Source organism: Lysobacter concretionis Ko07 = DSM 16239 (assembly GCF_000768345.1).
Taxonomy (GTDB): Bacteria; Pseudomonadota; Gammaproteobacteria; order Xanthomonadales; family Xanthomonadaceae; genus Novilysobacter; species Novilysobacter concretionis.
This window is the reverse complement of record NZ_AVPS01000010.1, coordinates 95,497-121,566: the sequence shown is the minus strand read 5'-3', so window position 1 is coordinate 121,566 and position 26,070 is coordinate 95,497. Positions and strand designations below refer to the sequence as shown.

Genomic DNA, 26,070 nt, shown 5'->3' with positions numbered 1-26,070 from the left:
CAACGTCAACACCCGATGCCGATCCGTCCCACCACCCCGCCGAACCTCGTGCCGACACCCCGGCGGGCCGCGCATTGTGCACACCTTCCGCGACGCTGGGAAGGGGTAGATGCGAAATATATCCCCGGGAGGGTGAAATAGCCGTCACTTGACGGGCTGCTCCTGCTGCTCGAAGGTCGCCGGATACAACCTGTAGGGAGCGGACAACGGTGCGGGCGAATCGAGTGGCAAGTGGAATGGCGCTGGCCTGTGGCTTGTTGCTGGCCGGCTGCGCGTCCGGCAACGGCCTGTGGGTTGAACTGGGCGGCGCACGCTATGCGGTCGAAGTGGCGGACGACAACGCCAAGCGGGCGCAGGGACTGATGTTCCGTGACGGGATCGCCGAGGACCACGGGATGCTGTTCATCCACGAACGCGAGGAGCCGCAGGCGTACTGGATGAAGAACACCCGGATCCCGCTGGACATCCTGTACTTCGACAACGAGCGCCGACTGGTCTCGCAGCAACGCGATGTACCGCCGTGCTCAGCCGGCGACCGCTGCCCTCCCTATCCCAGCGGAGCCGCGGCGCGGTTCGTTCTAGAGCTTAATGCCGGACAGGCGTCGAAGCTGGGCCTGGAAGATGGCGCGGAACTGCATTTCGGCCCCGCGATCCCGACGACACGATAGCCCGCCTCAGAGCTCCATCATCTCGAAGTCGTCCTTGGTCACACCGCAGTCGGGGCAGGTCCAGGTGTCGGGAACATCCTGCCAGCGCGTCCCGGGCGCGATGCCTTCTTCCGGCAAGCCCGCCGCTTCGTCATAGATGAAGCCGCAAACGACACACATCCAGCTACGGTACTCGACGGTGGTGGTGCTCTGGGACATGTCGTTACGGGGCATGGACGGATAATGGGTTGCCGGAATGACTCCGGATTGTCCCACCCCGCCCCCACAGGTGAAAGCGCCCACATGAACAAGACTTGGCCCCGACAGGGGCTGTACGCGATCACGCCCGATGAATCCGACACTGCACGTCTGCTGGCGAGGGTCGCGCCGGTATTGCAGGCCGGCGCGGCATGGCTGCAATACCGCAACAAGCCGGGCGATGCGGCCTTGCGCCGTGAACAGGCCGCTGCATTGCAACCTTTGTGCGCCCAATACGGGGTGCCGCTGATCATCAACGACGACTGGCGTCTGGCGGCGGCACTGAAGGCCGATGGCGCGCACATGGGCGAGGACGATGGCGAGCTTGCCGCGGCGCGTACAGCGCTGGGCCCCGGTGCGATCCTGGGAGCTTCCTGTTACGGCAACCTCGAGCGGGCGGAGCGTGCGGTGGCGGCCGGTGCCAGCTATGTCGCGTTCGGCGCGTTTTTCGTATCGCCGACCAAGCCGCACGCCCGGGCCGCATCGCCACAGGTGTTGCGCGATGCCGCCCGGCTTGGCGTGCCGCGGGTGGCCATTGGGGGCATCACGCCGGACAATGGGTGGCTGTTGGCGCAGGCCGGCGCCGACCTGCTCGCAGTGATCAGCGGCGTGTTCGATGCACCCGACCCGGCACTTGCCGTGCGCGCCTATCGCGCCTGCTTTACACACGACTGAAACGTCCCGAGATGAGAACCCTTCAATGAATCACGACCGTTCGCACGCCCTGTTCACCCGCGCTTCCGAGCTGCTTCCCGGCGGCGTCAATTCGCCGGTGCGCGCGTTCAAATCGGTCGGTGGAGAACCGTTCTTCGCCCAACGTGCGCAGGGGCCGTATCTGTTCGATGTCGATGGCAACCGTTACATCGATTACGTCGGCTCATGGGGACCGATGATCGCCGGCCATGCGCACCCGCAGGTGCTCGACGCGGTGGCCCGGACGATGCGCGACGGCCTCAGCTTCGGCGTGCCCAATCCGCTGGAAGTGACGATGGCCGAGGCGATCACCTCGATCGTGCCGAGCTGCGAGATGGTGCGCATGGTCAACTCCGGCACCGAAGCGACGTTGTCGGCGATCCGGGTGGCGCGCGGCGCGACCGGGCGCTCGCGGATCGTGAAGTTCGAGGGTTGCTACCACGGTCACGGCGACAGCTTCCTGGTCAAGGCCGGCAGCGGCGCGTTGACCTTCGGGCTGCCCAATTCGCCGGGCGTGCCGAAGGCGTTGGCGGACCTGACCCTGACGCTGCCGTACAACGACTTCGAGGCGGCGACCGCCCTGTTCGACGAGGTCGGCATTGATATCGCCGGGCTGATCATCGAGCCGATCGTCGGCAACGCGAACTGCATCCTGCCCCGCGAGGGCTACCTGCAGCACCTGCGCGAGCTGTGCACGAGGCACGGCGCGCTGCTGATCTTCGACGAGGTGATGACCGGCTTCCGCGTGGCGCTCGGCGGTGCACAGCAGCGTTACGGCATCGCTCCGGACCTGAGCACGTTCGGCAAGATCATCGGCGGCGGCATGCCGGTGGGTGCGTTTGGCGGCCGCCGCGACCTGATGCGCCAGGTCGCGCCGAGCGGGCCGATCTACCAGGCCGGCACGCTGAGCGGCAATCCGGTGGCAATGGCCGCCGGCCTGGCGACTCTGGAGTTGATCCAGGCGCAGGGCTTCCACGACGCACTGGAAGCCAGCACACATGCGCTGTGCGGTGGCCTGGAAGCCGCTGCGAGGGAGGCGGGCGTGGCCTTCCACACCACCCGCGCGCCGGGCATGTTCGGGCTGTATTTCCGCGAGGGGCCGGTGGAGAGTTTTGCCGATGCGCTGGGGTCGGATGCGGCGAAGTTCGGCCGTTTCTTCCACGCAATGCTCGAGCGCGGGGTGTATCTCGCGCCGTCCGCGTTCGAGGCCGGCTTCATGTCCAGCGCGCACTCCGAGGCGGACATCGCGGCGACGGTGGATGCAGCGCGTGCGGCGTTCGCCGTGGTCGCGGCGGCCTGAGCCAAGCCCGCCGCGTCGGGGCGCGGTGCCTGACGCCCGTTCCGCGGCGGTCCGTCCAGCATGACCGCTGACGGCGCGCAGGTCGCCGCTGGTGCGGAGAGGCGGCAGGCGCAGTACGAACCGTTGCCGGTCCGTCTCAGACGGCATCCCGCGTGCGGGCATCGGGCCCCGCGCCCACAAAGTCCGCCAAGGCGGCCTGCAGCCGCTGCAGGCCTTCGGCGACATCGGCATCGGCGATGTTCAGCGCCGGAACGAAGCGCAGCACGTCGGGGCCGGCCTGCAACAGCAGTAGTCCGTGCTCGATGCAGCGGTCGAGGATCGCGCTGGCCTGACCGGCGTGCCCGGGCCGCAACTGGGCCCCGATCATCAGGCCGCGACCGCGGATCTCGCTGAACATCCCCAGCCCCGCATCCATCGCGGCCAGTCCATCGCGCAGCGCTTGCGCCTGCCGTTCGACATTGGCCAGCAGGGCGGGCGACGACAGTTCACGCAGGGCGACGGAGGCGACCGCCGCCGCCAGCGGATTGCCGCCGAAGGTGCTGCCGTGCTGGCCGAACGCCATCGCCTGCGCCGCACGCGCACCGACGAGCATCGCGCCGATCGGGAACCCGCCGCCCAGCGCCTTGGCCAGCGTCACCACATCGGGCCGCACGCCGTAGTCATCGCAGGCAAACAGGCGGCCTGTACGACCCATGCCGCACTGGATCTCGTCGAGCATCAGCAAGGCTTCATGGCGGTCGCACAAGGCACGCAGGCCGTGCAGGAACGCCTCGGTCGCCGGCGTCACGCCACCCTCGCCCTGCACCGGCTCGACCAGCACCGCGCACACGTCGCCGGCCGCCATCGCCGCTTCGGCCGCCGCCAGATCGTTGAAGTCGCTGTAGCGGAACCCGCCCGGCAGCGGCTCGAAACCGGCCTGGTATTTGGGTTGCGCGGTCGCGGTGACGGTCGCGAGGGTGCGACCGTGGAAGCCGCCGCGGAACGTCAGGATCACCCGACGCGCCGGGTCGCGCCCCTGCGCACTCGCCCACTGCCGTGACAGCTTGATCGCGGCCTCGTTGGCCTCCGCGCCGGAGTTGCAGAAGAACACCCGCTCGGCGAAGCCGGCCGCATCCACCAGTGCCTGCGCCAGGCGCAACGGCGGTGCGCTGACGAACGCGTTGCTGGTGTGCCAGAGCTTGCCGGCCTGTTCGGTCAGCGCGGCGACCAGGGCCGGATGGGCGTGGCCGAGTGCGTTGACCGCGATGCCCGCACCGAAGTCGATGTACTCGCGACCCTGCTGATCCCAGACGCGCGAACCTGCGCCCCGCTCGAGCACAATCCGGCGCGGCCGATACACCGGCAGGTAGTAGCGCTCGCACAGGGGGTAGAGATCGGTATCGGTCATGGCGCAAGGGGCTGGTTCGGGCGAGCGGTTATTCTCCCCGATCCACCCGCCGTCCGGCATGCCCGCCATGTCCGCGCGCGATGGCCCGGAGAATCACCATGCGCCTGCTGTTCACGCCACAGCTCAACCCTGCTGCCGAAACCGGCTGGCGGCAACGCTGGTTCGAGATCATCTATCGCCACGACACGCCGCCGTCACACAATTTCGACCTGCTGCTGATCCTGGCGATCCTTGCCAGCGTGGCGGTGATCATGCTCGACAGCGATCCATGGCTGCACATCGACCATGCCGTTGCGCTGTACCGGATCGAGTGGGGCTTCACCCTGGTATTCACCGCCGAGTACGTGCTGCGCCTGCTGGTGGTGCGCCGGCCCTTGCGCTACGCGCTGAGCCTGTGGGGAATCATCGACCTGCTGTCGATCCTGCCGACGTACATCTCGATGTTCGTGCCCGGCGCGCAGGCCCTGCTGGTGGTGCGCATCCTGCGCGTGCTGCGGATCTTCCGGATCCTCAAGCTGACCCGCTATGTGGATGAAGGCAGCCTGCTGATGGGCGCGCTGTGGCGCAGCCGGCGCAAGATCTTCCTGTTCGTCAGCGTGCTGCTGACCATCGCGATGATCTTCGGCGCGCTGATGTACGTCATCGAAGGCCCGGAGTACGGCTTCAGCACGATCCCGACCGGGATGTACTGGGCCATCGTGACGATGGCGACCGTGGGCTTCGGTGATCTCGCGCCGCAGACCGCAGGCGGACGGCTGATCACCTCGGTGCTGATCCTGATCGGCTACAGCATCATCGCGGTGCCGACCGGCATCTATACCGCCGAGCTGGCCAGCGGCCTGCTGCGGAGTCCAGACAAACGCCACGACAACCGCGGCTGTGCGGCCTGTGGACTGGAAGGGCATGAGCCGGAAGCGGCGTATTGCCGCCAGTGCGGGAGCGCCCTTGCGGCGCCGATGGAGTAGTAGATCCCGGGTGGACGACGACGGTTTTTCAGGCCTTGGAACTCACCACTGCCCGACATTCGGCATCGACGCCCACGGCTCGGTCACCGGCAACCGCTCGCCCTTCTGCAGCAGCTCGATCGAGATCAGGTCCGGGGAGCGCACGAACGCCATGTGGCCGTCGCGTGGCGGCCGGTTGATGGTGATGCCCATCGACTGCAGGTGCGCGCAGGTGGCGTAGATATCGTCGACCTCGAACGCGAGGTGGCCGAAGTTGCGTGCGCTGCCGTAGTCCTCGTCGGAGCCCCAGTTGTAGGTCAGTTCGATCTCGACCTCGGGGTTTTCCGGCGCGCCGAAATACACCAGGGTGAACCTGCCGGCCTCGTTGTCCAGCCGGCGGGTCTGGCGCAGGCCGAGGCCTTCGACAAAAAAGCGGGTGGTGGCTTCCAGGTCGTGGACGCGGATCATCGCGTGCAGGTATTTCATGGTGTGCTCCTCAATGCATGTGTCTCGACGTGCGTGGATCAACACGCCTTGATCGATGTGTCCCGACCAACAACGGGGTTTGCAGCGCGTTCGGTCACAGGAACAGGTCAGGCAGCAGTGGCTGGGTGGGATCGACCGCATAGCCGGAAAAATCCGCGACGCCCGCCTCGACCAGCACGTCTTCGTCGATCAGGAACCGGCCGTGGAAACCCGCCGCCTCGCGCACCAGCACCGCGTGGGCGGCGTCGGCGACGATGTCCGGCTTGCGGCAACCGGCGGTGTCGATGCCGGGAATCATGTTGAGCGCATCGGTGGCGATGATCGTGCGCGGCCACAGCGCGTTGACCGCGACGCCCTGCGGACCGAACTCCGCCGCCAGCCCGATCGTCACGAAACTCATGCCCATCTTCGCCAGCGTGTAGCCGGTGTGCGGCGCCCACCATTTCGGGTCCAGGCTGGGCGGCGGCGCCAGGCTGAGGATGTGCGGATTGGGCGATTGCAGCAGGTACGGCAGGCACGCCTGCGCGCACAGGAAACTGCCACGCGCGTTGACCTGCTGCATCAGGTCGAACCGCTTCATCGGCGTGTCCAGCGTGCCGCGCAGCCAGATCGCACTGGCGTTGTTGACCAGGATGTCGATACCGCCGAACGCATCCACCGTGGCTGCGACCGCCGCGCGGACCTGCTCCTCCTCGCGGATGTCGCATTGCAGCGCCAGCGCCTGGCCGCCAGCGGCCTCGACCTCGGCGGCGACGGTGTGGATGGTGCCCGGCAGCTTCGGATTGGGCACGGAGGATTTGGAGGCGATCGCGATGTTGGCGCCGTCGCGCGCGGCGCGCAGCGCGATCGCACGGCCGATCCCACGCGAGGCACCAGTGATGAACAGGGTCTTGCCGGACAGGGTGGACATGGAGGGCTCCTGATAACGGGCGGGCAGCGGCAATCAATCAACTGCAATGGCCATTGTAGGCAACGGCTCCCGACGCGACGGGGCGCGGTGGACGTGGCGCATGCGGAAACGGGAATACGTGTGGGCGGACGTTGATTCGACCTTCAAGCGATCACGGCTTCGGCCCCTGCCCCTCATTGTCCTCCCACTTCAGCAGCCGGCGGGTCACGAAGCGGTACACCGGTTTGCCGGTCGCGAACCACGCATCGCGCACCCAGGAATGCCGCTTCAGCACGCGACGCTCGACCGGGGTCAGGAACTGCGGGCAGTACGTGCGTTTGTGCTTGAGCAGGTGGCGCAGGTCCTCGCGCGCGAGCAGGCGCATCCAGCGCGAGCGCGCGTCGCCGCGAACGGCAAGCTGGAAGTCGATGATCGCCGGGCGGCCGTCGGCCAGCACCAGCCAGTTGGCCTCCTTGGCCAGGTCGTTGTGGGCCAGGCCGCGACGATGCAGTTGCTGCAGCAGGCGACGGGCCTGGCGGAAGTACGCCAGGTCGCCGTGCGGGGGCGCCTGGTACATCGCCGCGCCTTCCATGTAGCTGCGATCGAGCCGGCGGCCATCCCAGCGCAGCAGTTGGGGGACATCGTGCAGGCCGTCGACCCGCCGCAGGCCGCGCGCTTCACGACGCGCCAGCCACCAGGCGGGCAGCCGCAGCCACAGCGGCACGTGGGCCAGATCGCGACGCACGAACAGGCCGGTCGGGTCGCGCATCAGGGCAATGCGGCCGAAGCTGTCGGCCTTCAAAGCGGCGACTTCGGCCGCCTCGGAAACATGGGAACGGGACATGCCACCAGTCTACGGAGTTCGACCCATCCGCTGTGGGCCCGCATGGGTGCATGAGCCGATGAACTGATGCGGAACCCATCTCCGCACGACGCGCGCAAAACGGTGCTTGGGGGCGGCGGGCCGCTGCCATAATGCCGCGATGAATCCTGCCTGGCTCGACAGCATCACCGCGTGGATCGCGACCCATCCGATCGCCGCCGGTGCGCTGATCTTCCTGATCGCCTTTTGCGACGCACTGGTCATCGTCGGCATCGTGGTGCCCGCATTGCCGTTGCTGTTCGCCGCCGGCGCACTGGTCGGGCTGGGTCACATCAGCGGGCCTTACGCGCTGTTGTGCGCGGCTGCCGGCGCGTTCATCGGCGATGCGCTCAGCTACTGGTTCGGTCGCCGTCTCGGCCCGCAGCGGCTGCGCGGGTGCTGGCCGTTCGTGCGCTACCCGCAGTGGCTGGATCGCGGCGAGACGATGTTCCGCCGGCATGGCGTGAAAAGCATCCTGATTGCGCGTTTCGTCGGCGCGGTGCGGCCGTTCGTGCCGGCCATCGCGGGCATGCTGCACATGCCCATCCGCCGTTACGCCCTGCCCAGCGCGTTCGCCAGCATCACCTGGGCGGCCTTGTTCCTCGCGCCCGGCTGGGTGCTGGGGGCTTCCTACGATGCAGTCGCTGCGGTGGCCGACCGGCTCGCGCTCGCCCTGGGCGGCCTGGCGGTCGCGATCGCACTGGCCTGGGCAGGCGTTCTCTACACCTGGCGCTGGTTCGCGCAGAACGCGGATCATCTATTGGCGCGCCTGTTGCGATGGACCCGTCGCCACCCCCGGCTGGGCCGCTACGCCGGTGCGCTGGTGGATCCGAACCGGCCCGAATCCGCGTCGCTGGCGATGCTGGCGGTGTGCCTGCTGGCGATCAGCTGGATCTGTTTCACCCTGTTGGCGATCCTGCTGGCCAGCGGCGGGCCACTGGCGCTGGACCACCATCTGCACGACCTGATGTGGGGTCTGCGCAATCCGCTCGCCGATCGCCTGATGGCCGGACTGGCCAGCATCGGCGATGCGCAGGTGCTGGGCGCGGCGGCGGCCGTGGTGATGGCGTACCTCTTGTGGCGCCGGCGCTGGATGGCCGCCGCGCACTGGCTGGCCGCGCTGGTGTTCGGACTGGTGCTGACCTCGCTGCTGGAAGCGGTGGTCGACATGCCGCGGCCCTCGACCGCGCCGGCCGGCTTCGGCTTCCCCTCCGTCGCGGTCACCATGACCACCATCGTGTTCGGCTTCTTCGCGGTGCTGATCGCGCGCGAACTGCCCGGCCGCAAGCGGGTCTGGCCCTACCTGCTGGCCGGGGTGGTCACCGCCGTGGTGGCCTTCGCCCGCCTGTATCTGGGCGCGCACTGGCTGAGCGACCTGATCGGCGGCACCTTGTTCGGCCTGGTCTGGCTGCTGATCCTGGGCATCGCCTACCGCAGCCACGTCGCGCGGTCGTTCTGGATGCGCCCCCTGGCGGCGCTGTTCTACGGCAGTTTCGTGATCGCCGCGTTATGGCATGCGCCATCGGCCTCGGAACGGCTGCTGGCATTGTTCCAGCCCGCCCCGCCGGGCGTGCAGATTGCCGTCGACGACTGGTGGCGCGACGGCTGGGAGAAGCTGCCGGCGCAGCGCAACGAAAACGACCCGCGTCGCCGTTGGCCGCTGGACATCCAGGTCGCCGGTCCGCTGGCGTCATTGCAGACCGCGATGGAGGCCGCCGGTTGGCGCGTGCAACCGCAGGCCGACTGGACCGCGACGATCAGCCTGCTCGACGACGACGTTCCCGGCGTCGACCAGGCGGTACTGCCGGCGACCCTGGACGCGCACGCGGAAGCCCTGCTCATGCTGCACCCCGGACCGGGCCCTGACGATCAATACGCACTGCGCTTGTGGCCCGCGCCGGTCGCGCTGGCCGACGGTACTCCGCTGTGGCTGGGCACCACCCAGACCCTGCACCTGAGCAAGCCGCTGGGTGCGGCGGTGCTGTGGTTGCCCAAGCCCCACGACGGTCACTCGCACGCCCAGGTAGGGGCCGCGCTGGCAGGCTTCGAGACGGCCCAGGCAGTGCATCCGCTCAACGGCGTACCGGTGCTGCGGGTGCGGGTCGCGGAGTAATACTGGCCGGCAACCAGCGGCCGGCAATCGCAGGCCACCAACCGCAGGCTGCCAATCGATCCGCGGTCAGGCCCGCGGATCAGGGCTCGTCGGGCAGCAGCGCCAGCAGATGGTCGAGTCGCTCGTGCGGATCATCGATCTGCAGCAACTGCTGGCGCTGCTGATCCAGCAACGGCAGCAACTCCGCCAACCGCCAGCCGACCCAGGCGGCATCGTCGAACCGCGCCTCGTCGGCCTTGGCGTACTCGCCGCCGAACCGGTCGATCACGCCATGCAGCAGGGTCGACAACAGGCCGTGCTCGGGCCGCAGGGGTTCCACCGGATCGGGCTCGCACCAGGTGATCCGGGCCACCTGCAAACCGTTGTCGCGAACCCGGACCTGGTTCACGTGGAAGCGGCGCGCGCCACGCACCTGCAAGGTCAGCAGGCCATCGTCGCCGGTACCGAAATCCTCGATCAGCGCCTCGGTGCCGTAGGCGGCCGCCGCACCGTGGACGCCGGGCTCGCCGCGCGCGTCGTTTCCCGGTCCGTCACTTTCGAGGGCATCGCTTTCGAGGGCATCACTTTCGAGAGCATCACGTTCGAGAATCAGACAGATCCCGAACCCGCAGCTGTTGCGGCCGCACTCGCGCACCATGTCCAGATAGCGCGGCTCGAACACGCGCAGGCCCAGCGTCGCGCCCGGCAGCAGCACGGTCGGCAAGGGGAACAGCGACAGGGTCTCGGGCTGGGGATCGTTCGCCATCGTCGTGCCAGCCTACCCCAGCGCGGTGCGGTCCTGCAGCGCCGCCAGGAACCGTCGCGGCGCGCCATCGAAGCCGCCGTTGGACATGAAAACAACGTGGTCACCGGCACGCGCCCGCGACACCAGCATTGCGATCAGCGCATCGACATCGGCCGCGGCCATGCCCTCGCCGCGCAGGTCGGCCACCACCTTGCCGGCGTCCCAGGCCAGTTCGGGGCGGTGCAGGAACACCACCGCATCGGCCTCGTCCAGCGACGGCGCCAATGCGTCGGCATGTGCACCCAGGCGCATCGAATTGCTGCGCGGCTCCATCGCCACCACCACGCGCGCATCGCCAACCTTCGCGCGCAACCCGGCCAGCGTGGTCGCGATCGCGGTGGGGTGGTGGGCGAAGTCATCGTAGACAGTGATGCCGGCATGCGCGCCGACCATCTCCATCCGCCGCTTGACGCTGTTGAAGCCGGTCAACGCGGACAGCACCTCGGCCACGTTGACACCGACGGCATGTGCGCCCGCCAGTGCGGCCAGCGCGTTCATCACGTTGTGCCGGCCCAGCAGCGGCCACTGCACTTCGCCCACGTCGACGCCGTCATGCACGACCACGAACGCACTGCCATCCGCGGCCAGCAGGCGCGCGGTCCAGTTGAACGCCACGCCCGCATCGACCGGCTTGATTGCCAAGCCGGCATCGAGCCCGAACGTCTGCACCGGCGTCCAGCAGCCCATCGCCAGCACCTCGGCCAGATGACGGTCCTCGCCATTGACGACCAGCCGGCCGCGACGCGGCACGGTGCGCACCAGATGGTGGAACTGGCGCTGGATCGCCGCCACATCGGGGAAGATGTCGGCGTGGTCGAACTCGAGGTTGTTGAGGATCGCCACCAGTGGCCGGTAGTGGACGAACTTGCTGCGCTTGTCGAAGAACGCGGTGTCGTACTCGTCGGCCTCGACCACGAAGTCACGGCCGCCACCCACCCGCGCCGATACCCCGAAATCCTCCGCCACGCCGCCGATCAGGAAGCCCGGCGCGCGCCCGGCCGCCTCCAGCAGCCAGGTCAGGATCGAGGTCGTGGTGGTCTTGCCGTGGGTGCCGGCCACCGCCAGCACGTCGCGGCCGGGCAGCACGTTCTCGGCCAGCCACTGCGCGCCGGAGATGTACCTGCGGCCATCGTCGAGCACCTGCTCCACCGCGGGATTGCCCCGCGACAGCGCATTGCCGATGACGATCTCATCGCAATCGGCGGAGATGTTCGCCGGGCCGTAACCCTGGCGAAGTTCGATCCCGAGCGTTTCCAGCAGGGTCGACATCGGCGGATACACCGCCTGGTCGCTGCCCTCGACCTGGTGACCCAACTCACGCGCGAGCGTCGCGACACCGCCCATGAACGTGCCGGCGATGCCGAGGATATGCAGTTTCATGACCCGGTCAGCCGACTGCCGGCACCGGCTGCAACGCACTGATGATGCGCGTGAAGACTTCGTCCAGCGAACCCACGCCGTCGACCACACTGAGCTTGCCGCGCTGGCGGAAGAAATCCACCACCGGCGCGGTCTGGTCACTGTAGACCTTGAGCCGGGTGCGCACCGATTCGGGCGTGTCATCGGCGCGGCCCTCGGCCTGGGCACGGCCGGCGATCCGCTCGACCAGCAGTTCGCTGGGCACGTCCAGCTGCACCGCCGCATCCATCGGCTGGCCGATGCGCTCCAGCAATGTGTTCAGCGCATCAGCCTGGGCCAGGTTGCGCGGGTAGCCATCGAGGATGAAACCGCCCTTGGTGTCATCGCGCGAGAAGCGGCTTTCCAGCATGCCCAGCAGGATCTCGTCGGACACCAGCTCGCCGCGGGCCATGACGGCGCTGGCCTCGCGGCCGAGCGCGCTGCCGGCGGCGACTTCCGCGCGCAGCAGGTCGCCGGTGGAGATGTGCGGCACCTGCAGGTGCTCCTTGAGGCGGACCGCCTGGGTGCCCTTGCCCGAACCGGGCGGGCCGAGAAGTACCAATCGCATCGCTGTCTCCTGAGTCGGGAACCTGCGCCTCACGGGGCCGGCGCTACACTCGCAGCTGCCTGTCAACCTGCCGGGGCAAACGGCGCTCAGCTTAACGCATCCGCGCGCGTTCCCCGGCATTCCCAATGGAAATCCCATGTCATCCGGAACCCTGCTCTACGCGCAATCCGGCGGCGTCACCGCCGTCATCAACGCCACCGCTTCGGCCGTCATCCAGACCGCGCGCGCACACAAGATCAAGGTGCTGGCCGCCCGCAACGGCATCCTGGGCGCGCTGCGCGAGGACCTGATCGACACCTCGAAAGAGCCGATCGCCGCGATCCGCGCGCTCACCCACACGCCCGGCGGCGCGTTCGGCTCGTGCCGGTTCAAGCTCAAGTCGCTGGACGAGGACCGGGCGAAATACGAGCGCCTGCTCGACGTGCTGCGGGCGCATGACGTGCGCTGGTTCCTCTACAACGGCGGCAACGATTCGGCCGACACCGCGCTGAAGATGTCGAAGCTGGCGACCGAGTTCGACTACCCGCTGGCGTGCATCGGCGTGCCCAAGACGATCGACAACGACCTCGCCCTGACCGACTGCAGCCCGGGCTTCGGCTCGGCCGCGAAATACACCGCGGTCTCGGTGCGCGAGGCGGCGCTGGATGTCGCGGCGATGGCCGACACCTCGACCAAGGTGTTCGTGTACGAGGCGATGGGCCGCCACGCCGGCTGGCTGGCCGCCTCCGCCGGTCTGGCCGGGCATGGCCCGGACGAGGCGCCGCACCTCATCCTGTTTCCCGAGCGGCCGTTCGACGAGGCCGATTTCTTCGCCCGCGTGAAAGCCGTGGTCGAGCGCGTCGGCTATTGCGTCGTGGTCGCCAGCGAAGGCATCCAGACCGCCGATGGTTCGTTTGTCGCCGACGCCGGCGGCGGCGTGGACTCCTTCGGCCACTCGCAGCTGGGTGGCGTCGCCTCCCATCTTGCCGGCCGGGTCCAGCACGTGCTCGGCTACAAGGTGCACTGGGCATTGCCCGACTACCTGCAGCGCTCGGCCCGGCACCTGGCATCGAAGACCGACCTGGAGCACGCACAGGCGGTCGGCAAGGCGGCGGTGGAGTTCGCGCTGGCAGGCATGAACTCGGTGATGCCGGTGATCGTGCGGACCAGCGATGCGCCCTATCGCTGGAAAATCGAGGCCGCGCCGCTGTCGAAGATCGCCAACCGGGAAAAGAAGCTACCGGCAGGATTCCTGCGCCGCGACGGCTACAGCATTACCGAAAAGGCCCGTACCTACCTGGAACCGCTGATCCGTGGCGAAGCGCCGCCGCCCTACGGAAACGATGGATTGCCGAAGTACGTGACGCTGAAGAATGTGCCGGTGGCAAGAAAGCTGGAGCGCTGGTCGGAGGAGTGAGCTGGGTTCGGCGACCCAGGCCACCGGCGTAATTGTCGCGCTCGGGAGCCGCGGTGCGGGGTAGTTGCTACACCCCTCGGTCAGGGCGTCCTGCCCTGACTCGGGGCCGCAGGCCATCCATGGCCTGCTTTCCCGCAACCACCCCACACCACGCCTCCCCCGGGATGCTCCACCGCTTGCGACTGGATCAAGACGCTGCTTCGGCGTAGCCACCCGACAACCAGTCACCCCAGCGCGTCATGACGTTCGCATCAGCCTGGTGTCTCACGTAAGGCGCATTGACAATGCGCCGGTCCGACACGCGTCCGGTCACGCGCCTCGCCTGCAATGGCACGTCACCCGGCAGTCGATGATTCCGCGGCGGTCGATCACTCCGGCGGCGCAATGCGCTGCGCTTATTGAGTCCTACGGCCGTCATGGGTGAGCGTTGCGCGCGCGGGCCTCTGCATCAGTTGCAGGGCTTTCCCTCGACCGCCATCGCGGCGGAAAACACCGTCACCGCCGACAGCGGGTCGGCGCTCTTGGCCCGCTTGGAATCGTCCAGATAGATCCGCGCACGGCCCTGCGCATCGAGCTTCGGCGGATCGGCCTGGCCCGGCTTTCGCCACACCTGCACGACGGCCAGTTGCGATGCGCAGCCCGCATTGGGGACGCGGATCAGATCATTGAGCACCCAGCCTCCCGCCCCGGAAGGTTTCACCTTGGCGGCATCGACGAACCGGGCGCGCGGCTGGCACGTCGGGCTGGTGCGGACCACCGCGAATTGATACGGGTCGGCGGCGACGCCGGTAAACACGCCTTCCAGACGGGCGCAGGCCTCCGGAATCGTGCGCAGCGTGTGAGCCGCGCCGACGGCCTGCGGGGCCGCTGGCGCGCGGTCGATCTCAGGCTTCGATTCGGCGGCGAACGCTGTGGCCGGCAGCGCGGCAATGGCGATCAGCAAGGGCATCAGGCGCATGGGAACTCCCGGGGGACGAATGGCGAAAGCCTCGCACGGGGCGACTGAACCCCGTCGGTAGGAGCCGCGTCAGTCGCGACCTGACCATCACATCCAACCTTCGCAAGTTCGCAGCTGAGTCCCTACGACCGAAGGACGTCCCCGTGGGACAACGGCACTGCACAAGCACGCGAGGCACGTGGCCTCGCCCTGATAGATAGGACCGACGTCAGTCGCGACTTGACCATCGTGTCCAGCATTCGCGGTTTCGCGACTCATGTTGGCTCCTACGACAACACGGCTCCCGCAAGTCTCCACGCCGCCGTCCCGCATGTGTAGGAGCGACGTGAGTCGCGACCTGTGCATCGTCCCCATCATTTGTAGTTTCGCGACTCATGTCGCTCCTGCAAAACCGCTGCGCGCGCTTCCCGCCGGCGCGGGGAATGCGTGGGCGAACCGATCGCGGGCGAAGCTGCCGGGCGCTACGGTGCCGCGGCGTCCTATGCCATAGTCGTCGCGTTGCCGGCTCGCACCGTCTGGCCGGCAACCACAACTCGAAGCAGGTAATCCGAAATTCCAAGTCGTCCACTCTAAGGGGAGGGGTCCATGCTGGAGCAGTACGGTTTGACCTTGGCGCTCGTGTGCGCCGTCATCGCGATCCTGTACGGGATCATCTCGGCGCGCTGGATCAGCGCGCAGCCCGCCGGCAACGAACGCATGCAGCAGATCGCCGGCGCGATCCAGGAAGGCGCACGCGCCTATCTCAACCGGCAATACCTCACCATCTCGGTCGCCGGCGTGGTCCTGTTTGTCCTTATCGGGGTTTTCCTTGGCTGGTCCACCGCGGCCGGCTTCGCGGTGGGTGCGATCCTGTCCGGCGGTGCCGGTTATATCGGCATGAACGTCTCGGTCCGCGCCAACGTGCGCACCGCCGAGGCGGCCCGGCGGGGGATCGGACCGGCGATGGACGTCGCGTTCCGCGGCGGCGCGATCACCGGGATGCTGGTAGTCGGGCTGGGCCTGCTGGGTGTCGCCGGTTACTGGCTGGTGCTGGCGAAGGTCGGCATCGTCGGCGAACCGGCGCTGCACGCGCTGGTCGGGCTGGCGTTCGGTTCCTCGCTGATCTCGATCTTCGCCCGGCTGGGCGGCGGCATCTTCACCAAGGGCGCGGACGTCGGCGCGGACCTGGTCGGCAAGGTCGAAGCCGGCATTCCCGAGGACGATCCGCGCAACCCGGCGGTGATCGCCGACAACGTGGGCGACAACGTCGGTGACTGCGCGGGCATGGCGGCCGACCTGTTCGAGACCTACGCGGTGACCGTCATCGCCACGATGCTGCTGGGCCACCTGATGGCGGCCACGGTCGGCGGCAACGGCGCGCTGTTCCCGCTGGTGCTGGGCGGCGTGTCGATCATCGCCTCGATCATCGGCACGTTCTTCGTCAAGGTGAAGGCTGGCGGCTCGATCATGGGCGCGCTGTACAAGGGCGTGATCGTGTCGGCGGTGCTGGCGGCGATCGCGTTCTATCCGGTGACCATCTCACTGATGGCCGACTTCGACGGCGGCCCGCTGAACCTCTACTTCTGCGCCCTGGTCGGGCTGGCGCTGACCGGGGCGATCGTCTGGATCACCGAGTACTACACCGGCACCCAGTTCGGGCCGGTGCGGCACATCGCGCAGGCTTCCACCACCGGCCACGGCACCAACATCATCGCGGGCCTGGGCATCTCGATGAAGTCGACCGCCTGGCCGGTGCTGGCGGTGTGCGCGGCGATCTGGATCTGCCATGAGCTGGCCGGCCTGTACGGCATCGCGATCGCGGCCACGGCGATGCTGTCGATGGCCGGCATGATCGTCGCGCTGGACGCCTACGGACCGATCACCGACAACGCCGGCGGCATCGCCGAGATGGCCGACCTGCCGCCGGAAGTGCGCGAGATCACCGACCCGCTGGACGCGGTCGGGAACACCACCAAGGCGGTGACCAAGGGCTACGCGATCGGCTCGGCGGCGCTGGCCGCGCTGGTGCTGTTCGCCGACTACACCCACAACCTGCAGGCCAACAACCCCGGCGAGATCTTCACCTTCGACCTGTCCGACCACCTGGTGATCATCGGCCTGCTGATCGGCGGCCTGATCCCGTACCTGTTCGGGGCGATGGCGATGGAAGCAGTCGGCCGTGCGGCCGGTGCCGTGGTCGAGGAAGTCCGCCGCCAGTTCCGCGAGATCCCCGGGATCATGGCCGGGACCGGCAAGCCGGACTACTCGCGCGCGGTCGACATGCTGACCAGGTCGGCGATCAAGGAAATGATCGTGCCCTCGCTGCTGCCGGTCGCGGTGCCGATCGTGGTCGGCCTGCTGCTGGGGCCGAAAGCGCTGGGCGGCGTGCTGATCGGCACGATCGTCACCGGCCTGTTCGTGGCGATCTCGATGACCACCGGCGGCGGTGCGTGGGACAACGCCAAGAAGTACATCGAGGACGGCCACCACGGCGGCAAGGGCAGCGAGGCACACATGGCGGCGGTGACCGGCGACACCGTCGGCGACCCGTACAAGGACACCGCCGGCCCGGCGATCAACCCGCTGATCAAGATCATCAACATCGTCGCGCTGCTGATGGTGCCGCTGCTGTAAGGCGAAGCGGTTTCCTCACGGCGCCCGAAGTCGCCCCACCGTCCACACCCGACAGCCCCGCACCTCGCGGGGCTGTCGGCTTGTGGGACCTCGTCAAGCGCAGACGGGCGGCGGGAAACGGCTCCAATTGACAAGGATCAAGCCGTCGGAACCGGGCCCACTTATCCTTGCCGCACCGGCCCTCCCTCTTCCCGGTCAGGTGACCCTGCGATGTCCATGCACCCGCTCGATTCCATTTTTACCGCCCGCCCCGCCGGCTCCCGCCCTGCCGCCAGGACCGTGCTTGCCACCCTCCTGCTGGCGATGACGGCCCCGGTCGCGATGGCACAGGACGCCGATTCCGCCTGGAAGTTCAGCGGCGACCTGCGCGGCGGCTACTTCGCCAGCGAGCGCACCGCCCGCGATGGCAGCCAGTCCGATGACGACGCCTTCAACGCACGCCTGCGGGTCGCGCTGCAACGGGGCTTCGCCGGGAACTGGACGTTCCGCACCCGCGCCGCCGGCCGCTTCAGCAGCGAGCAGGACGGGACCGACATCTACCTGCGGGGCTACGCGCCCACCAACGTCGGCACCGAGTTCGGCGACGTCACCCTCGACGAGGCCTACCTCGGTTACAGCGCGCCCAGCGACGGCATGCGCGTGCGGATCGGCCGCTTCCAGACCGGCTTCGCGGTTCCCGGCGTGGCCTCCAAGGGGCTGGACCGCAACGACAGCCCCAACATCGACGTCAACTGGACCGACGGCGTGCACCTGGACCTGCCGGTCGCCAACGACTGGCGAGGGCACGTGATCGCCCAGTACCGGCATCGCCGCGGCAGCGGCGGCGTGGCCCGCTCGCCGCTGGATTTCAGCGACTCCGACAGCCGCACATCCCTGTTCCTCGGGCTGGAAAACAACCAGCGCCTGGGCCCGGTCGACCACCGCATGCTGTCGCTGACCTGGATGCCGGCGAGCCTGGCCGACCAGGGCACGGCGAACGCCTCGCGCGAGGACTACCTGGCCATCGATGCGCGGGTCGCCGGCACCTGGCCGATCCACGATGACGGCCTGCGCCTGGTCGCCGGCGCCGAAGTCGGTTACGCGCTCAACACGCCGGCCTCCGCCGTCCTGGGCACCGGCCAGCGCGGCGACAGCGACGGACTGGCGTGGCAACTGCAGGCCAGCCTGTACGACATCGCGCCGGGGCATCACCTGGGCGTGGCCTATGGCCGCGCCGGTGCCGGCTGGCTGATCTCGCCCGACTTCCGGCCCAACGACGCCCTCGCCGAAATCCGCTACCAGTGGCGGGTCAACCCGAAGCTGTCGTTCGAGGCGCGCATCCGCGAGCGCAAGGAGATCGAGATCCCCGCCACCGCCCGGCGCGCCCGCGTCGATGACGACTTCTATCTGAGGGCGTCGATCAAGTTCTGAGCCGGCCGCGCACCGGCCGACGACAACCGCCGCCAGCCCCGTCCGGGCGCTGGCGGGTGGCTTCGATCGCCTCCGATGCTGCGCCGCAGCAGCCGGGAGGGTAAAATGGCCGGCTTTCACGGCCGCCGTCCGGCGCGCCCCACCCCACTTCGGAGCAACCATGGGCCTGGACCACGTCACCACCGGCAAGAACCCGCCGGAAGAAATCAACGTCATCATCGAAATCCCGAAGGATGCCGAACCGGTGAAGTACGAGGTCGACAAGGAGTCCGGCGCGATCTTCGTCGACCGCATCCTGTCCACCCCGATGCGCTACCCCTGCAACTACGGCTACGTCCCGCGCACCCTGTGCGGCGACGGCGATCCGGCCGACGTGATGGTGATCCTGCCGCTGCCGCTGATCCCCGGTTCGGTGATCCGCTGCCGCCCGGTCGGCGTGCTGAAGATGAGCGATGAAGCCGGCAGCGACGAGAAGATCCTCGCGGTTCCGGTCGAGAAGGTGTTCGCCGGCTACGCCCACATCCACGACATCGACCAGGTCAGCCCGCACTGGTGCGAGCGCATCGGCCACTTCTTCGAGCACTACAAGGACCTGGAGAAGGGCAAGTGGGTCAAGCTCGACGGCTGGGGCGGTGCCGACGAGGCCAAGGCCTTGCTGCTGGACGCGATGAAGCGCCATGCGGCCGAGGAGAACCAGAAACAGGCCTGAGCCCAGGCCATCCGCATCACCCAGAAAGCCGCCTCCGGGCGGCTTTTTCATGCCCGACACCCAGGTTCTGCACTGGCGGATCCACGATGGGAGACGGCGCCCGCTGCGGCTGCGCTGGCCGGCAAAGGGAATGGAAAGTGCCCTCGAACCGGCTTGCCCAGCCATGTCGCCAAACAATCCCGCAATAAAAAAGCGGCCCCGTTTCCGGGGCCGCCTTGTTTACTGCTCAACCAATCGACGGATCGATCAGAAGTTCTGCTGGTACTTCATGTACACGAAGCGGCCGATGTCATGACCACCGTAGTACGAGTAGTTCGCATTCGGCTGGTCGTACTCCGGCGCCGCATAGTGACCGAACACGTTGTTCGCACCCACGGAGACCTTGCCATTCCACGGCGCCTTCCAGGAAACCTGGACGTCGTGGAAGGTGTTCGCGCCGATACGGTTCATCGGAACGATCGTGCCCTGGGTGTCCGGAGCTGCGTAGTTCGGATAGGTGCAACGCTCATCAAACGAGCACTCTTCCTTCACGCCGGAGGAGTAACGCACGCCCCAGTTTGCGGCAAAGTCACCCTTGCTCCAGTTCAGGTTGGCGTTGGAACGGATGCGGAAGTTGCCGCTGAACCCGTTGCTCACCGCTTCCGGCGTACCGACGTCGTTGGTGGACTTGGACACCAGCTTGCTGACGTAGGTGGTCTGCCAGTTCAGGCCGAAGCGGCCGTAGTCGGTGTCCATGCGGTAGCTGAGGTCGACGTCGAAGCCTTCGGTCTCGACATAACCGGCGTTGCGCAGGCCGTAGGTCAACTCGTTGACGATCCCCGTGACCGGATCACGCTTGAAACCGGCGCAACGCGATTCGATGAGGGCGACATAGCAGTCGCTCAGCATCGCGTTCGGGCTGTCGGAGACCATCGTGTTCTCGATGGTGATGTTCCACCAGTCGATACCGACGGTCAGGCCCTGCACGTAGCTCGGGGAGTACACGAAGCCAAGGGTCTTGGACTCCGAGGTCTCCGGCTGCAGGTTGATGTTGGAACCGCTCATGAACGGCACCGGGGTCTGCATGCCAGGCGCCGTGGTCGGCACGAAGCCCTGCTGCAGCTGGCGGTAGCCGGCGGCCACGTCCTTCAGGCAGCGGGCGCTGCCGGCAGCGTTGCCGTATACCGAGTCGCACGGGTCACGGAAGCCGGTGGTGAAGGTCTGCGAACCGCCGCCGTACAGGTTCGAGATCGTCGGCGCACGGAAGCCCTCGGACCAGGTACCACGGACCAGCAGGTCGTCGATCGGACGCCACTTGAAGCCGAACTTGTTGTTGGTGGTGTCACCAAAGGTGTCGTAGTCCGAGTAACGGCTGGCGACGCTGAAGGTCAGCTCCTTGGCGAAGGCCACATCGGCCAGCACCGGGATGCTCAACTCGCCGTAGAACTCGTCCAGCGTGTAGCGGCCGTAGGTGTTGCCGGACGCCAGGTTGGTCGAGTCGCCCGACTGCGCGATCGCATCGGGAGCGAAACCACCTTCCTCACGACGGGTCTCGTAACCGACCGCGAAGCCCAGGTCGCCGGCCGGCAGGGTGAACAGCGAGCCTGCGAGGTTGGCGAAGTAGCTGGTGGTCTTGGTCTCGCCCAGTGCGTGCTCTTCCTTGAACAGGTACTTCACGACGTTCGGGTCGTCCAGCGAGTTGGCCACCGCGCCGGTGCCGAAGCCCGCAAACGGGTTCCACGGCACGCAGCCGGCAATCTCGGCGCCCGGGACGCCGCAAACCACCTTGCCCTGCGCGTTCGTGAACGACGGGCCGACGGCCTTGCGCACGTTCGGGATGAAGAAGTTGCCGTTGTTGACGACGCGCAGGTTGGTCTCGTTGAACAGCGTGCCAACGTCCCAATCGAAGTAGCGGTCGGCGAGCTGGAACGAACCTTCAATGGCCGCGGTGAAGCGCCAGGTGGTCAGGTCGCTCTGGGTCGTGCGCGGCTGCTCCCAGCCACGACGGCGCCAGTTGACCTGGGTACCGGGAACCGGGTTGAACGCGCTGTCGGGCGACATCGGCGCGTTGATCGCGGTCGACTGGGTCGGGTAACCGGCGATCTGGCGGAACGAATCACGCTGGTTGTACGCCATGTCGGAGACAAAGCGCACGTCGTCGGTGATGTCCCAGTTCGCGCTGGCGAACAGCGAACGACGCTCCTGCGGGGTGCGCACGTGCATCTGGTCGGATGCCTTGCTGGTATCGGCCGGGTTCTGCTGCGGATGGAACTGGTCGGCACCGATGGCGGTGCCGCCACGGTTGGGGGCCTGCCACGCACCGGTGGAGCCGGTCGGACGCCAGTTGCCCCACTGGCCGACAACCGTCTGGCTGTACTGCGGGTAGCGCGGGTAGCTGTCGTTGGAGAACCAGCGGTCCTTGGCCCAGACCTCGTCTTCCTTGTGGTACTCGGCACCGATGGTGACCGAGCCACGGTCGCCGGCGAAGCCGGTGACGAAGTCGTAGTTCTGGATGGTGCCGTCGCCCTGGCTGTACTGGCCGTAGTAGGCGTTGACTTCCGCACCGTCGAAGTTGCTGCGGGTGATGATGTTGATCACGCCGGCCATCGCGTCGGAGCCGTAGATCGACGAGGCGCCGTCCTTCAGCACTTCAATGCGCTCGACCACCGCGGACGGGATCGTCGAGATGTCCTGGTAACCGGCGGTGCTGATGCCCAGGCGCTTGCCGTTGACCAGCACCAGGGTGCGCTGTGCGCCCAGGTTGCGCAGGTCGATGTAGGAACCACCGGCTTCGGCGTTGGCGGTCAGCGGCGAGGAGCGGCTGAACGCCGGGGAACCGGCGGCGGAGATGTTCTGCAGGATGTCGGCAACCGAGCTGAAGCCCTGGTTCTCGATGTCCTCGCGGGAAATCAGCAACACCGGCTGCGCGGTTTCAACGTCGACCTGGCGGATACGCGAACCAGTGACTTCGATGCGGTCCAGAGTGGTGGCCTGGGAAGCCGGGGCGGCGTCCTGAGCACCGGCAATGGCCGGTACAAGTGCCACTGCAATGCCGGCCGGCAGCAGGCCGAGTCGGATTGCGGGGCGCAAATTGCGGTAATTCATCTATCTCTCTCCAATAACGTTATGGGCGTGTTAAACGCGCCGTCAACGCTACGTCCCAAGCGCGCCTGCTGCTTTGCTGCAACCGCCGCCTGACTTTGCCGAATCTGGCCTGAGCCATCAGGGGGCCATCTTTTTCCGATAGCTGGTCGCGGACATCTGGTAGCGCGCCCGGAATGCCCGCGCGAAGCTGCAGCAGTTGTCGAAGCCGCACGCCGCGGCGACTTCGCCGATCATCATCTGGCTGCTGCCCAACAACTCGGCGGCATGCTCCAGCCGCATCCGCGCCGATGCCGACTGCGGGCTTTCGCCATAGAGGCTGTGGAAGGTCTTGGAGAAGTACCAGCTGGAGAAGCTGGTCAGTTCCGCCAGTTCGCTGATGCGCACCACGCGGTCGCGGTTGCCGTCGAGATACATCCGCGCGCGCTGCAGGCGGCCGAACACCTGCCGCTTGCGCATGCGCGAGCGCCCGGGGCACAGCGGGATGTTGGCGGTCATCTCGCCCTGGATCGCCGCCAGCTGCAACAGCAGAGGACGCAACGTGCCGACGATGGTGGTGGTGTCGGCACCGGCGAGGGTCGACAGGCGCGTGCTGGAGGAGCGCCACAACCGCAATGCCATGCGGGCGTCATGCAGCTCGATCTTTCCGCGACCGGCATACAGCCCCGGATCGGCCAATGCGCCAGCGGCGCGCAATGCATCCGCGCCCAGGGTCAGGCCGATGCAGACGCCATGGCGGTCGGCCTGCACGTGGGGGCGCGAGTCGCGCTCGAACGCGATCCAGTCGCCCCGGCGCAGGCGGAACTTGCCCTCCCGGCCTTCCACCCAGGAACTGCCGCGCAGCTGCATCCATACGCTGAACGCATTGGCGGGCACCTGCATGCTGCCCAATCGCGACACCCCCACGCACGTGGCCTGGGGTTCAGTCTCTGATGCTTCCCCCGGCAATTGCTGGCCGCGATCGGCCCATAACGTGTTGTCCATGCTGCACCCCTGTACTGATAGAGGCGCGGATGTTTGCCCAATCGGCCGGAAGAGTCCTGAGCTATTTGCGAAACCCCATCCGAAATTTTGCCGATTCTGGCGGAGATAAAGTTACGAAAGACTTTATCCGTTACAAATCAACTACTTGCTGACTTTCGGCCAGGACGCTTCAGGGAGCGGATCGAAGCTCGCAAACCCGATGTCGCCACCGTCGTACTCGGCCAGGGTGATGTAGAGGCGCTCCGCGCGCGGATCGAAGCTGAACGCGGTGGTCGCCGCGCGGCGATCGGGGTCGAGGCAGCGGGACTCGGGCGACAGGGGCGCCGAGCCTACCGTCGATTCCTGGGCGGGTTGATACGACAGCAGGGCGGGGCACCCGGGGGTGCGCCGGGTGCGGTAGATCCCGCCGTCGCGCGCCACCGCCCACGCCTGGTGCCACGGTGTCAGGGGGATGCCAAGCTCCAGCGCTTTCAGGCTGGCCGGAGCAAGCTGCAGATCGATCTGCCACAGGCCGGGCTGCCCGGTGCGGACGAACAACAGCCGCTGGCGCTCCGCATCGAGCTGGACCCGCGCCACATCGTCCAGGGTCGCCAACGCAGGCCCGGCGTACGAGGTCTGCCCGCGCTCCGACCGGAACAGGCTCAGGCGCGGCCGCCCATCGCCTCCATCGGCCAGGACCAGCAAGCGTTCCTGCCGGCCGTCGGGGTCCGGCAGGTACACCGCCTGGAGCGGGTCGCGCACCGGCAGCGACAGGCGCGTCACGCGGCCACTGGCCGGAATCACCTCATACACGCCGCCCTGGTCTTCCGGTCCGTTCGCGGCGGTGGCGCCGATCACCAGCACCCGCGAGCTGTCGGCCGACCATGCCGGCAGGTGACGGGATTCCGGCTGGACCCCTTCAAGCAGGCGCAACGATCCGGGCTGGTCGACATCGGCCCACCAGAGCGCGAACGGGCCGGAGCGGTCGGAAGTGAACACCAGCTGGCGCCCATCCGGGGCGATCGCCGGCAGACGGTCGCGGCCGGATGACGCAAACAGGCGCTCGCCCGGCATGTTCTTGCCCAGATCGAACCGGTAGATGCCGAAGCGCGTACGCCGCAGGACATAGGCCAGTGCCGGCACGTTCCGGGCCGTTACCGGCTGCTCGCCGTCCTCGACACCCAGATCGACATGCGTGCTGGTGCCCAGTTCGTACCGGTACAGGCGGCTGACGCTGTCGCTGCGACGGGCGTACACCAACGCCTTGCCACTGGGCGTCCAATCCCAGCCCCGGATCTCGGCATTCATCCGGGTCAACCGTTCCGCCGGGCCTCCGCCGGCGGGGATGCGCCAGAAGTCGCCCAGGGGCGAATTGCGCACGAATACGATCCACTGCCCGTCCGGCGAATACCTCGGCGCGGTGTCGATGTCATCCGGGTTGGTGCGGTAATCGATCGAGTGCACACGGCCGGCGGCGAGATCCAGCACCTGCAGCCCGGACCGGTTGCCCTTCGGACCGGCACCGTCAAAAACCAGGCCGCGCCCATCCGGGGTCCAGTCGAAGGCCGGCAGATTGTCGGGATCGCAACTGCCGGCCGTCCTTTCGGGCCCGCCGTTCGCGGGAATCACCAGCAGATGGCATTCCTTGCCTGGCACAACCCGCAAAAACGCGATCTCGCGCCCGTCCGGCGACCACTCGGGACGCACGTCATCGGCCATTTCCGCGGGATGGGTCAGCTGACGCGCGGCGGTCGGCGTGGTCGTCTGGACCATGATCGCGATGTTCCGCTGCCCTTCCGGGATCGCCATGTAGGCGACCATGGCGCCTTCCGGACTCAGCGTGGGGCCCAGCTCGAACCCCGGCGCCGAGGTGATCAGGTGGGGCTTGAGCCGGTAACGCTCCGGCGAGATCGCTATGCCTGCGCCTGAAGATCCGGCGGGCACCGGCACGGGAGCCGGCGGTCGCACCCACCACAGCAGCGTGGCTACCAGCAGAAGCACCACGCCCAGCACACCGAGCAAGGATTTCCAGCCGCCCCGCAGCGCTTTGGGCTGGTGGATTGCCGGTTCACTTGCCGGTTCACTTGCCGGTGCGGGATCGCTCGGCCGGCTCTCGACGCTGGCGGTGGCAGTGCGAGTGGCGGCATCGCGACGGGAATCCGGTCCGGATCCATCGCCCCGGCCTTCCACGACCGCCTCCCCGGACGGCGGGGCATCCAGCCACTCCACCTCGGCCAGCAGGCGGTAGCCGCTCTTGGCAATGGTTTCGATGTACTGGGGGTCGTCGCGGACGTCGCCAAAGGCCTTGCGCAACTGGGTCACTGCCTGGGTGACGACGTCGTCGCCGGGCAGCGTATCGGGCCAGACACTGGCCAGCAGCGCATCGCGGCTGACCACCCGGTCGGCATTGGCGACCAGTGCCAGCAACACGCCCATCGACTTGGGGGTGATACGGCGCGGTCGACGCGCGCCGGGCGCATGCACCTCACGCGACGGAATATCGACCGTGCATTGGCCTACGCGCAGCTGTTCAGGGACGGGTGAATCGGCATAGTTGGGCATGAATGCGGCCAATTATCGCCGCAAACCGGCCCGCAGGCATGTGCACAAA

At 67.7% G+C, this 26,070-nt stretch carries 21 protein-coding genes; 9 read left to right on the top strand and 12 right to left on the bottom strand.

What is annotated here, in order from left to right:
* Positions 1–236: 236 nt before the first annotated feature.
* Positions 237–668 carry a DUF192 domain-containing protein gene (locus N792_RS12460; RefSeq protein ID WP_036195759.1) on the top strand — a complete coding sequence of 144 codons (432 nt, stop codon included), beginning with the start codon at positions 237–239 and terminating at the stop codon, positions 666–668.
* Between the two features lie 6 nt (positions 669–674).
* Here N792_RS12460 and N792_RS12455 read toward each other — a convergent pair whose 3' ends face one another.
* Positions 675–866 carry a rubredoxin gene (locus N792_RS12455; RefSeq protein ID WP_052104105.1) on the bottom strand — a complete coding sequence of 64 codons (192 nt, stop codon included), beginning with the start codon at positions 864–866 and terminating at the stop codon, positions 675–677.
* A gap of 84 nt (positions 867–950) precedes the next feature.
* On the opposite strand from N792_RS12455, the gene thiE reads away from it, so the two are divergent.
* Positions 951–1,580 (top strand): thiamine phosphate synthase, encoded by a 630-nt coding sequence (gene thiE / locus N792_RS12450; protein WP_036195755.1) that lies wholly within the window; start codon positions 951–953, stop codon positions 1,578–1,580.
* A 25-nt stretch (positions 1,581–1,605) separates the two neighbouring features.
* Positions 1,606–2,898 carry a glutamate-1-semialdehyde 2,1-aminomutase gene (hemL, locus tag N792_RS12445; RefSeq protein ID WP_036195753.1) on the top strand — a complete coding sequence of 431 codons (1,293 nt, stop codon included), beginning with the start codon at positions 1,606–1,608 and terminating at the stop codon, positions 2,896–2,898.
* Between the two features lie 136 nt (positions 2,899–3,034).
* Here the strand turns inward: hemL and N792_RS12440 are convergent, their stop codons facing one another.
* Positions 3,035–4,285: an acetylornithine/succinyldiaminopimelate transaminase gene (locus tag N792_RS12440; protein WP_052104090.1), complete on the bottom strand. Its 1,251-nt coding sequence runs from the start codon at positions 4,283–4,285 to the stop codon at positions 3,035–3,037.
* 98 nt (positions 4,286–4,383) lie between these two features.
* Between N792_RS12440 and N792_RS12435 the strand changes: the two genes are divergently transcribed.
* Positions 4,384–5,250, top strand: a complete 867-nt coding sequence (locus tag N792_RS12435; protein ID WP_036195751.1) for an ion transporter — start codon at positions 4,384–4,386, stop codon at positions 5,248–5,250.
* Between the two features lie 42 nt (positions 5,251–5,292).
* On the opposite strand, the gene N792_RS12430 is transcribed toward N792_RS12435, so the two are convergent.
* From N792_RS12430 to N792_RS12420, 3 genes are all read right to left on the bottom strand, one after another.
* Positions 5,293–5,715 (bottom strand): VOC family protein, encoded by a 423-nt coding sequence (locus N792_RS12430; RefSeq protein WP_036195749.1) that lies wholly within the window; start codon positions 5,713–5,715, stop codon positions 5,293–5,295.
* Between the two features lie 94 nt (positions 5,716–5,809).
* Positions 5,810–6,625 carry an SDR family oxidoreductase gene (locus N792_RS12425; RefSeq protein WP_036195747.1) on the bottom strand — a complete coding sequence of 272 codons (816 nt, stop codon included), beginning with the start codon at positions 6,623–6,625 and terminating at the stop codon, positions 5,810–5,812.
* Between the two features lie 151 nt (positions 6,626–6,776).
* The gene (locus N792_RS12420) at positions 6,777–7,448 is read right to left on the bottom strand and encodes a protein kinase family protein (protein WP_052104089.1); all 672 of its coding nucleotides are present in this window, start codon (positions 7,446–7,448) and stop codon (positions 6,777–6,779) included.
* A gap of 139 nt (positions 7,449–7,587) precedes the next feature.
* Here N792_RS12420 and N792_RS12415 point away from each other — a divergent pair, with 139 nt between their 5' ends.
* Positions 7,588–9,579, top strand: coding sequence for a bifunctional DedA family/phosphatase PAP2 family protein (locus tag N792_RS12415; protein ID WP_036195741.1), 1,992 nt, complete (start codon positions 7,588–7,590; stop codon positions 9,577–9,579).
* A gap of 79 nt (positions 9,580–9,658) precedes the next feature.
* Here the strand turns inward: N792_RS12415 and N792_RS12410 are convergent, their stop codons facing one another.
* Genes N792_RS12410 through N792_RS12400 form a run of 3 tightly spaced genes read right to left on the bottom strand, consistent with a single transcriptional unit; the run spans position 9,659 to position 12,329 of the window.
* Positions 9,659–10,324, bottom strand: coding sequence for an LON peptidase substrate-binding domain-containing protein (locus tag N792_RS12410; RefSeq protein ID WP_036195738.1), 666 nt, complete (start codon positions 10,322–10,324; stop codon positions 9,659–9,661).
* Positions 10,325–10,336: 12 nt separating this feature from the next.
* On the bottom strand, positions 10,337–11,743 hold the full coding sequence (gene mpl / locus N792_RS12405; RefSeq protein ID WP_036195735.1) for a UDP-N-acetylmuramate:L-alanyl-gamma-D-glutamyl-meso-diaminopimelate ligase: 1,407 nt from the start codon (positions 11,741–11,743) through the stop codon (positions 10,337–10,339).
* A gap of 7 nt (positions 11,744–11,750) precedes the next feature.
* Positions 11,751–12,329 carry an adenylate kinase gene (locus N792_RS12400; protein ID WP_036195733.1) on the bottom strand — a complete coding sequence of 193 codons (579 nt, stop codon included), beginning with the start codon at positions 12,327–12,329 and terminating at the stop codon, positions 11,751–11,753.
* Positions 12,330–12,465: 136 nt separating this feature from the next.
* Between N792_RS12400 and N792_RS12395 the strand changes: the two genes are divergently transcribed.
* The gene (locus tag N792_RS12395; protein ID WP_036195731.1) at positions 12,466–13,725 is read left to right on the top strand and encodes a 6-phosphofructokinase; all 1,260 of its coding nucleotides are present in this window, start codon (positions 12,466–12,468) and stop codon (positions 13,723–13,725) included.
* Positions 13,726–14,173: 448 nt separating this feature from the next.
* On the opposite strand, the gene N792_RS12390 is transcribed toward N792_RS12395, so the two are convergent.
* A complete protein-coding gene (locus N792_RS12390) occupies positions 14,174–14,683 on the bottom strand; it encodes a hypothetical protein (RefSeq protein ID WP_036195728.1) in 510 nt (169 codons plus the stop codon).
* A 585-nt stretch (positions 14,684–15,268) separates the two neighbouring features.
* Here N792_RS12390 and N792_RS12385 point away from each other — a divergent pair.
* The 3 genes from N792_RS12385 to ppa all read left to right on the top strand — a co-directional run bounded on the left by N792_RS12385 (position 15,269) and on the right by ppa (position 19,415).
* Positions 15,269–17,296, top strand: coding sequence for a sodium-translocating pyrophosphatase (locus N792_RS12385; RefSeq protein WP_036195725.1), 2,028 nt, complete (start codon positions 15,269–15,271; stop codon positions 17,294–17,296).
* A 279-nt stretch (positions 17,297–17,575) separates the two neighbouring features.
* On the top strand, positions 17,576–18,706 hold the full coding sequence (locus N792_RS12380; RefSeq protein ID WP_232220012.1) for a hypothetical protein: 1,131 nt from the start codon (positions 17,576–17,578) through the stop codon (positions 18,704–18,706).
* A gap of 160 nt (positions 18,707–18,866) precedes the next feature.
* Positions 18,867–19,415: an inorganic diphosphatase gene (gene ppa / locus N792_RS12375; protein ID WP_036195717.1), complete on the top strand. Its 549-nt coding sequence runs from the start codon at positions 18,867–18,869 to the stop codon at positions 19,413–19,415.
* A 246-nt stretch (positions 19,416–19,661) separates the two neighbouring features.
* On the opposite strand, the gene N792_RS12370 is transcribed toward ppa, so the two are convergent.
* The 3 genes from N792_RS12370 to N792_RS12360 form a co-directional block, all read right to left on the bottom strand.
* A complete protein-coding gene (locus N792_RS12370) occupies positions 19,662–22,499 on the bottom strand; it encodes a TonB-dependent receptor domain-containing protein (protein WP_036195715.1) in 2,838 nt (945 codons plus the stop codon).
* Positions 22,500–22,616: 117 nt separating this feature from the next.
* The gene (locus tag N792_RS12365) at positions 22,617–23,480 is read right to left on the bottom strand and encodes a helix-turn-helix domain-containing protein (RefSeq protein ID WP_036195803.1); all 864 of its coding nucleotides are present in this window, start codon (positions 23,478–23,480) and stop codon (positions 22,617–22,619) included.
* Positions 23,481–23,621: 141 nt separating this feature from the next.
* The gene (locus tag N792_RS12360) at positions 23,622–26,021 is read right to left on the bottom strand and encodes a winged helix-turn-helix domain-containing protein (protein ID WP_036195713.1); all 2,400 of its coding nucleotides are present in this window, start codon (positions 26,019–26,021) and stop codon (positions 23,622–23,624) included.
* Between the last annotated feature and the right edge of the window lie 49 nt (positions 26,022–26,070).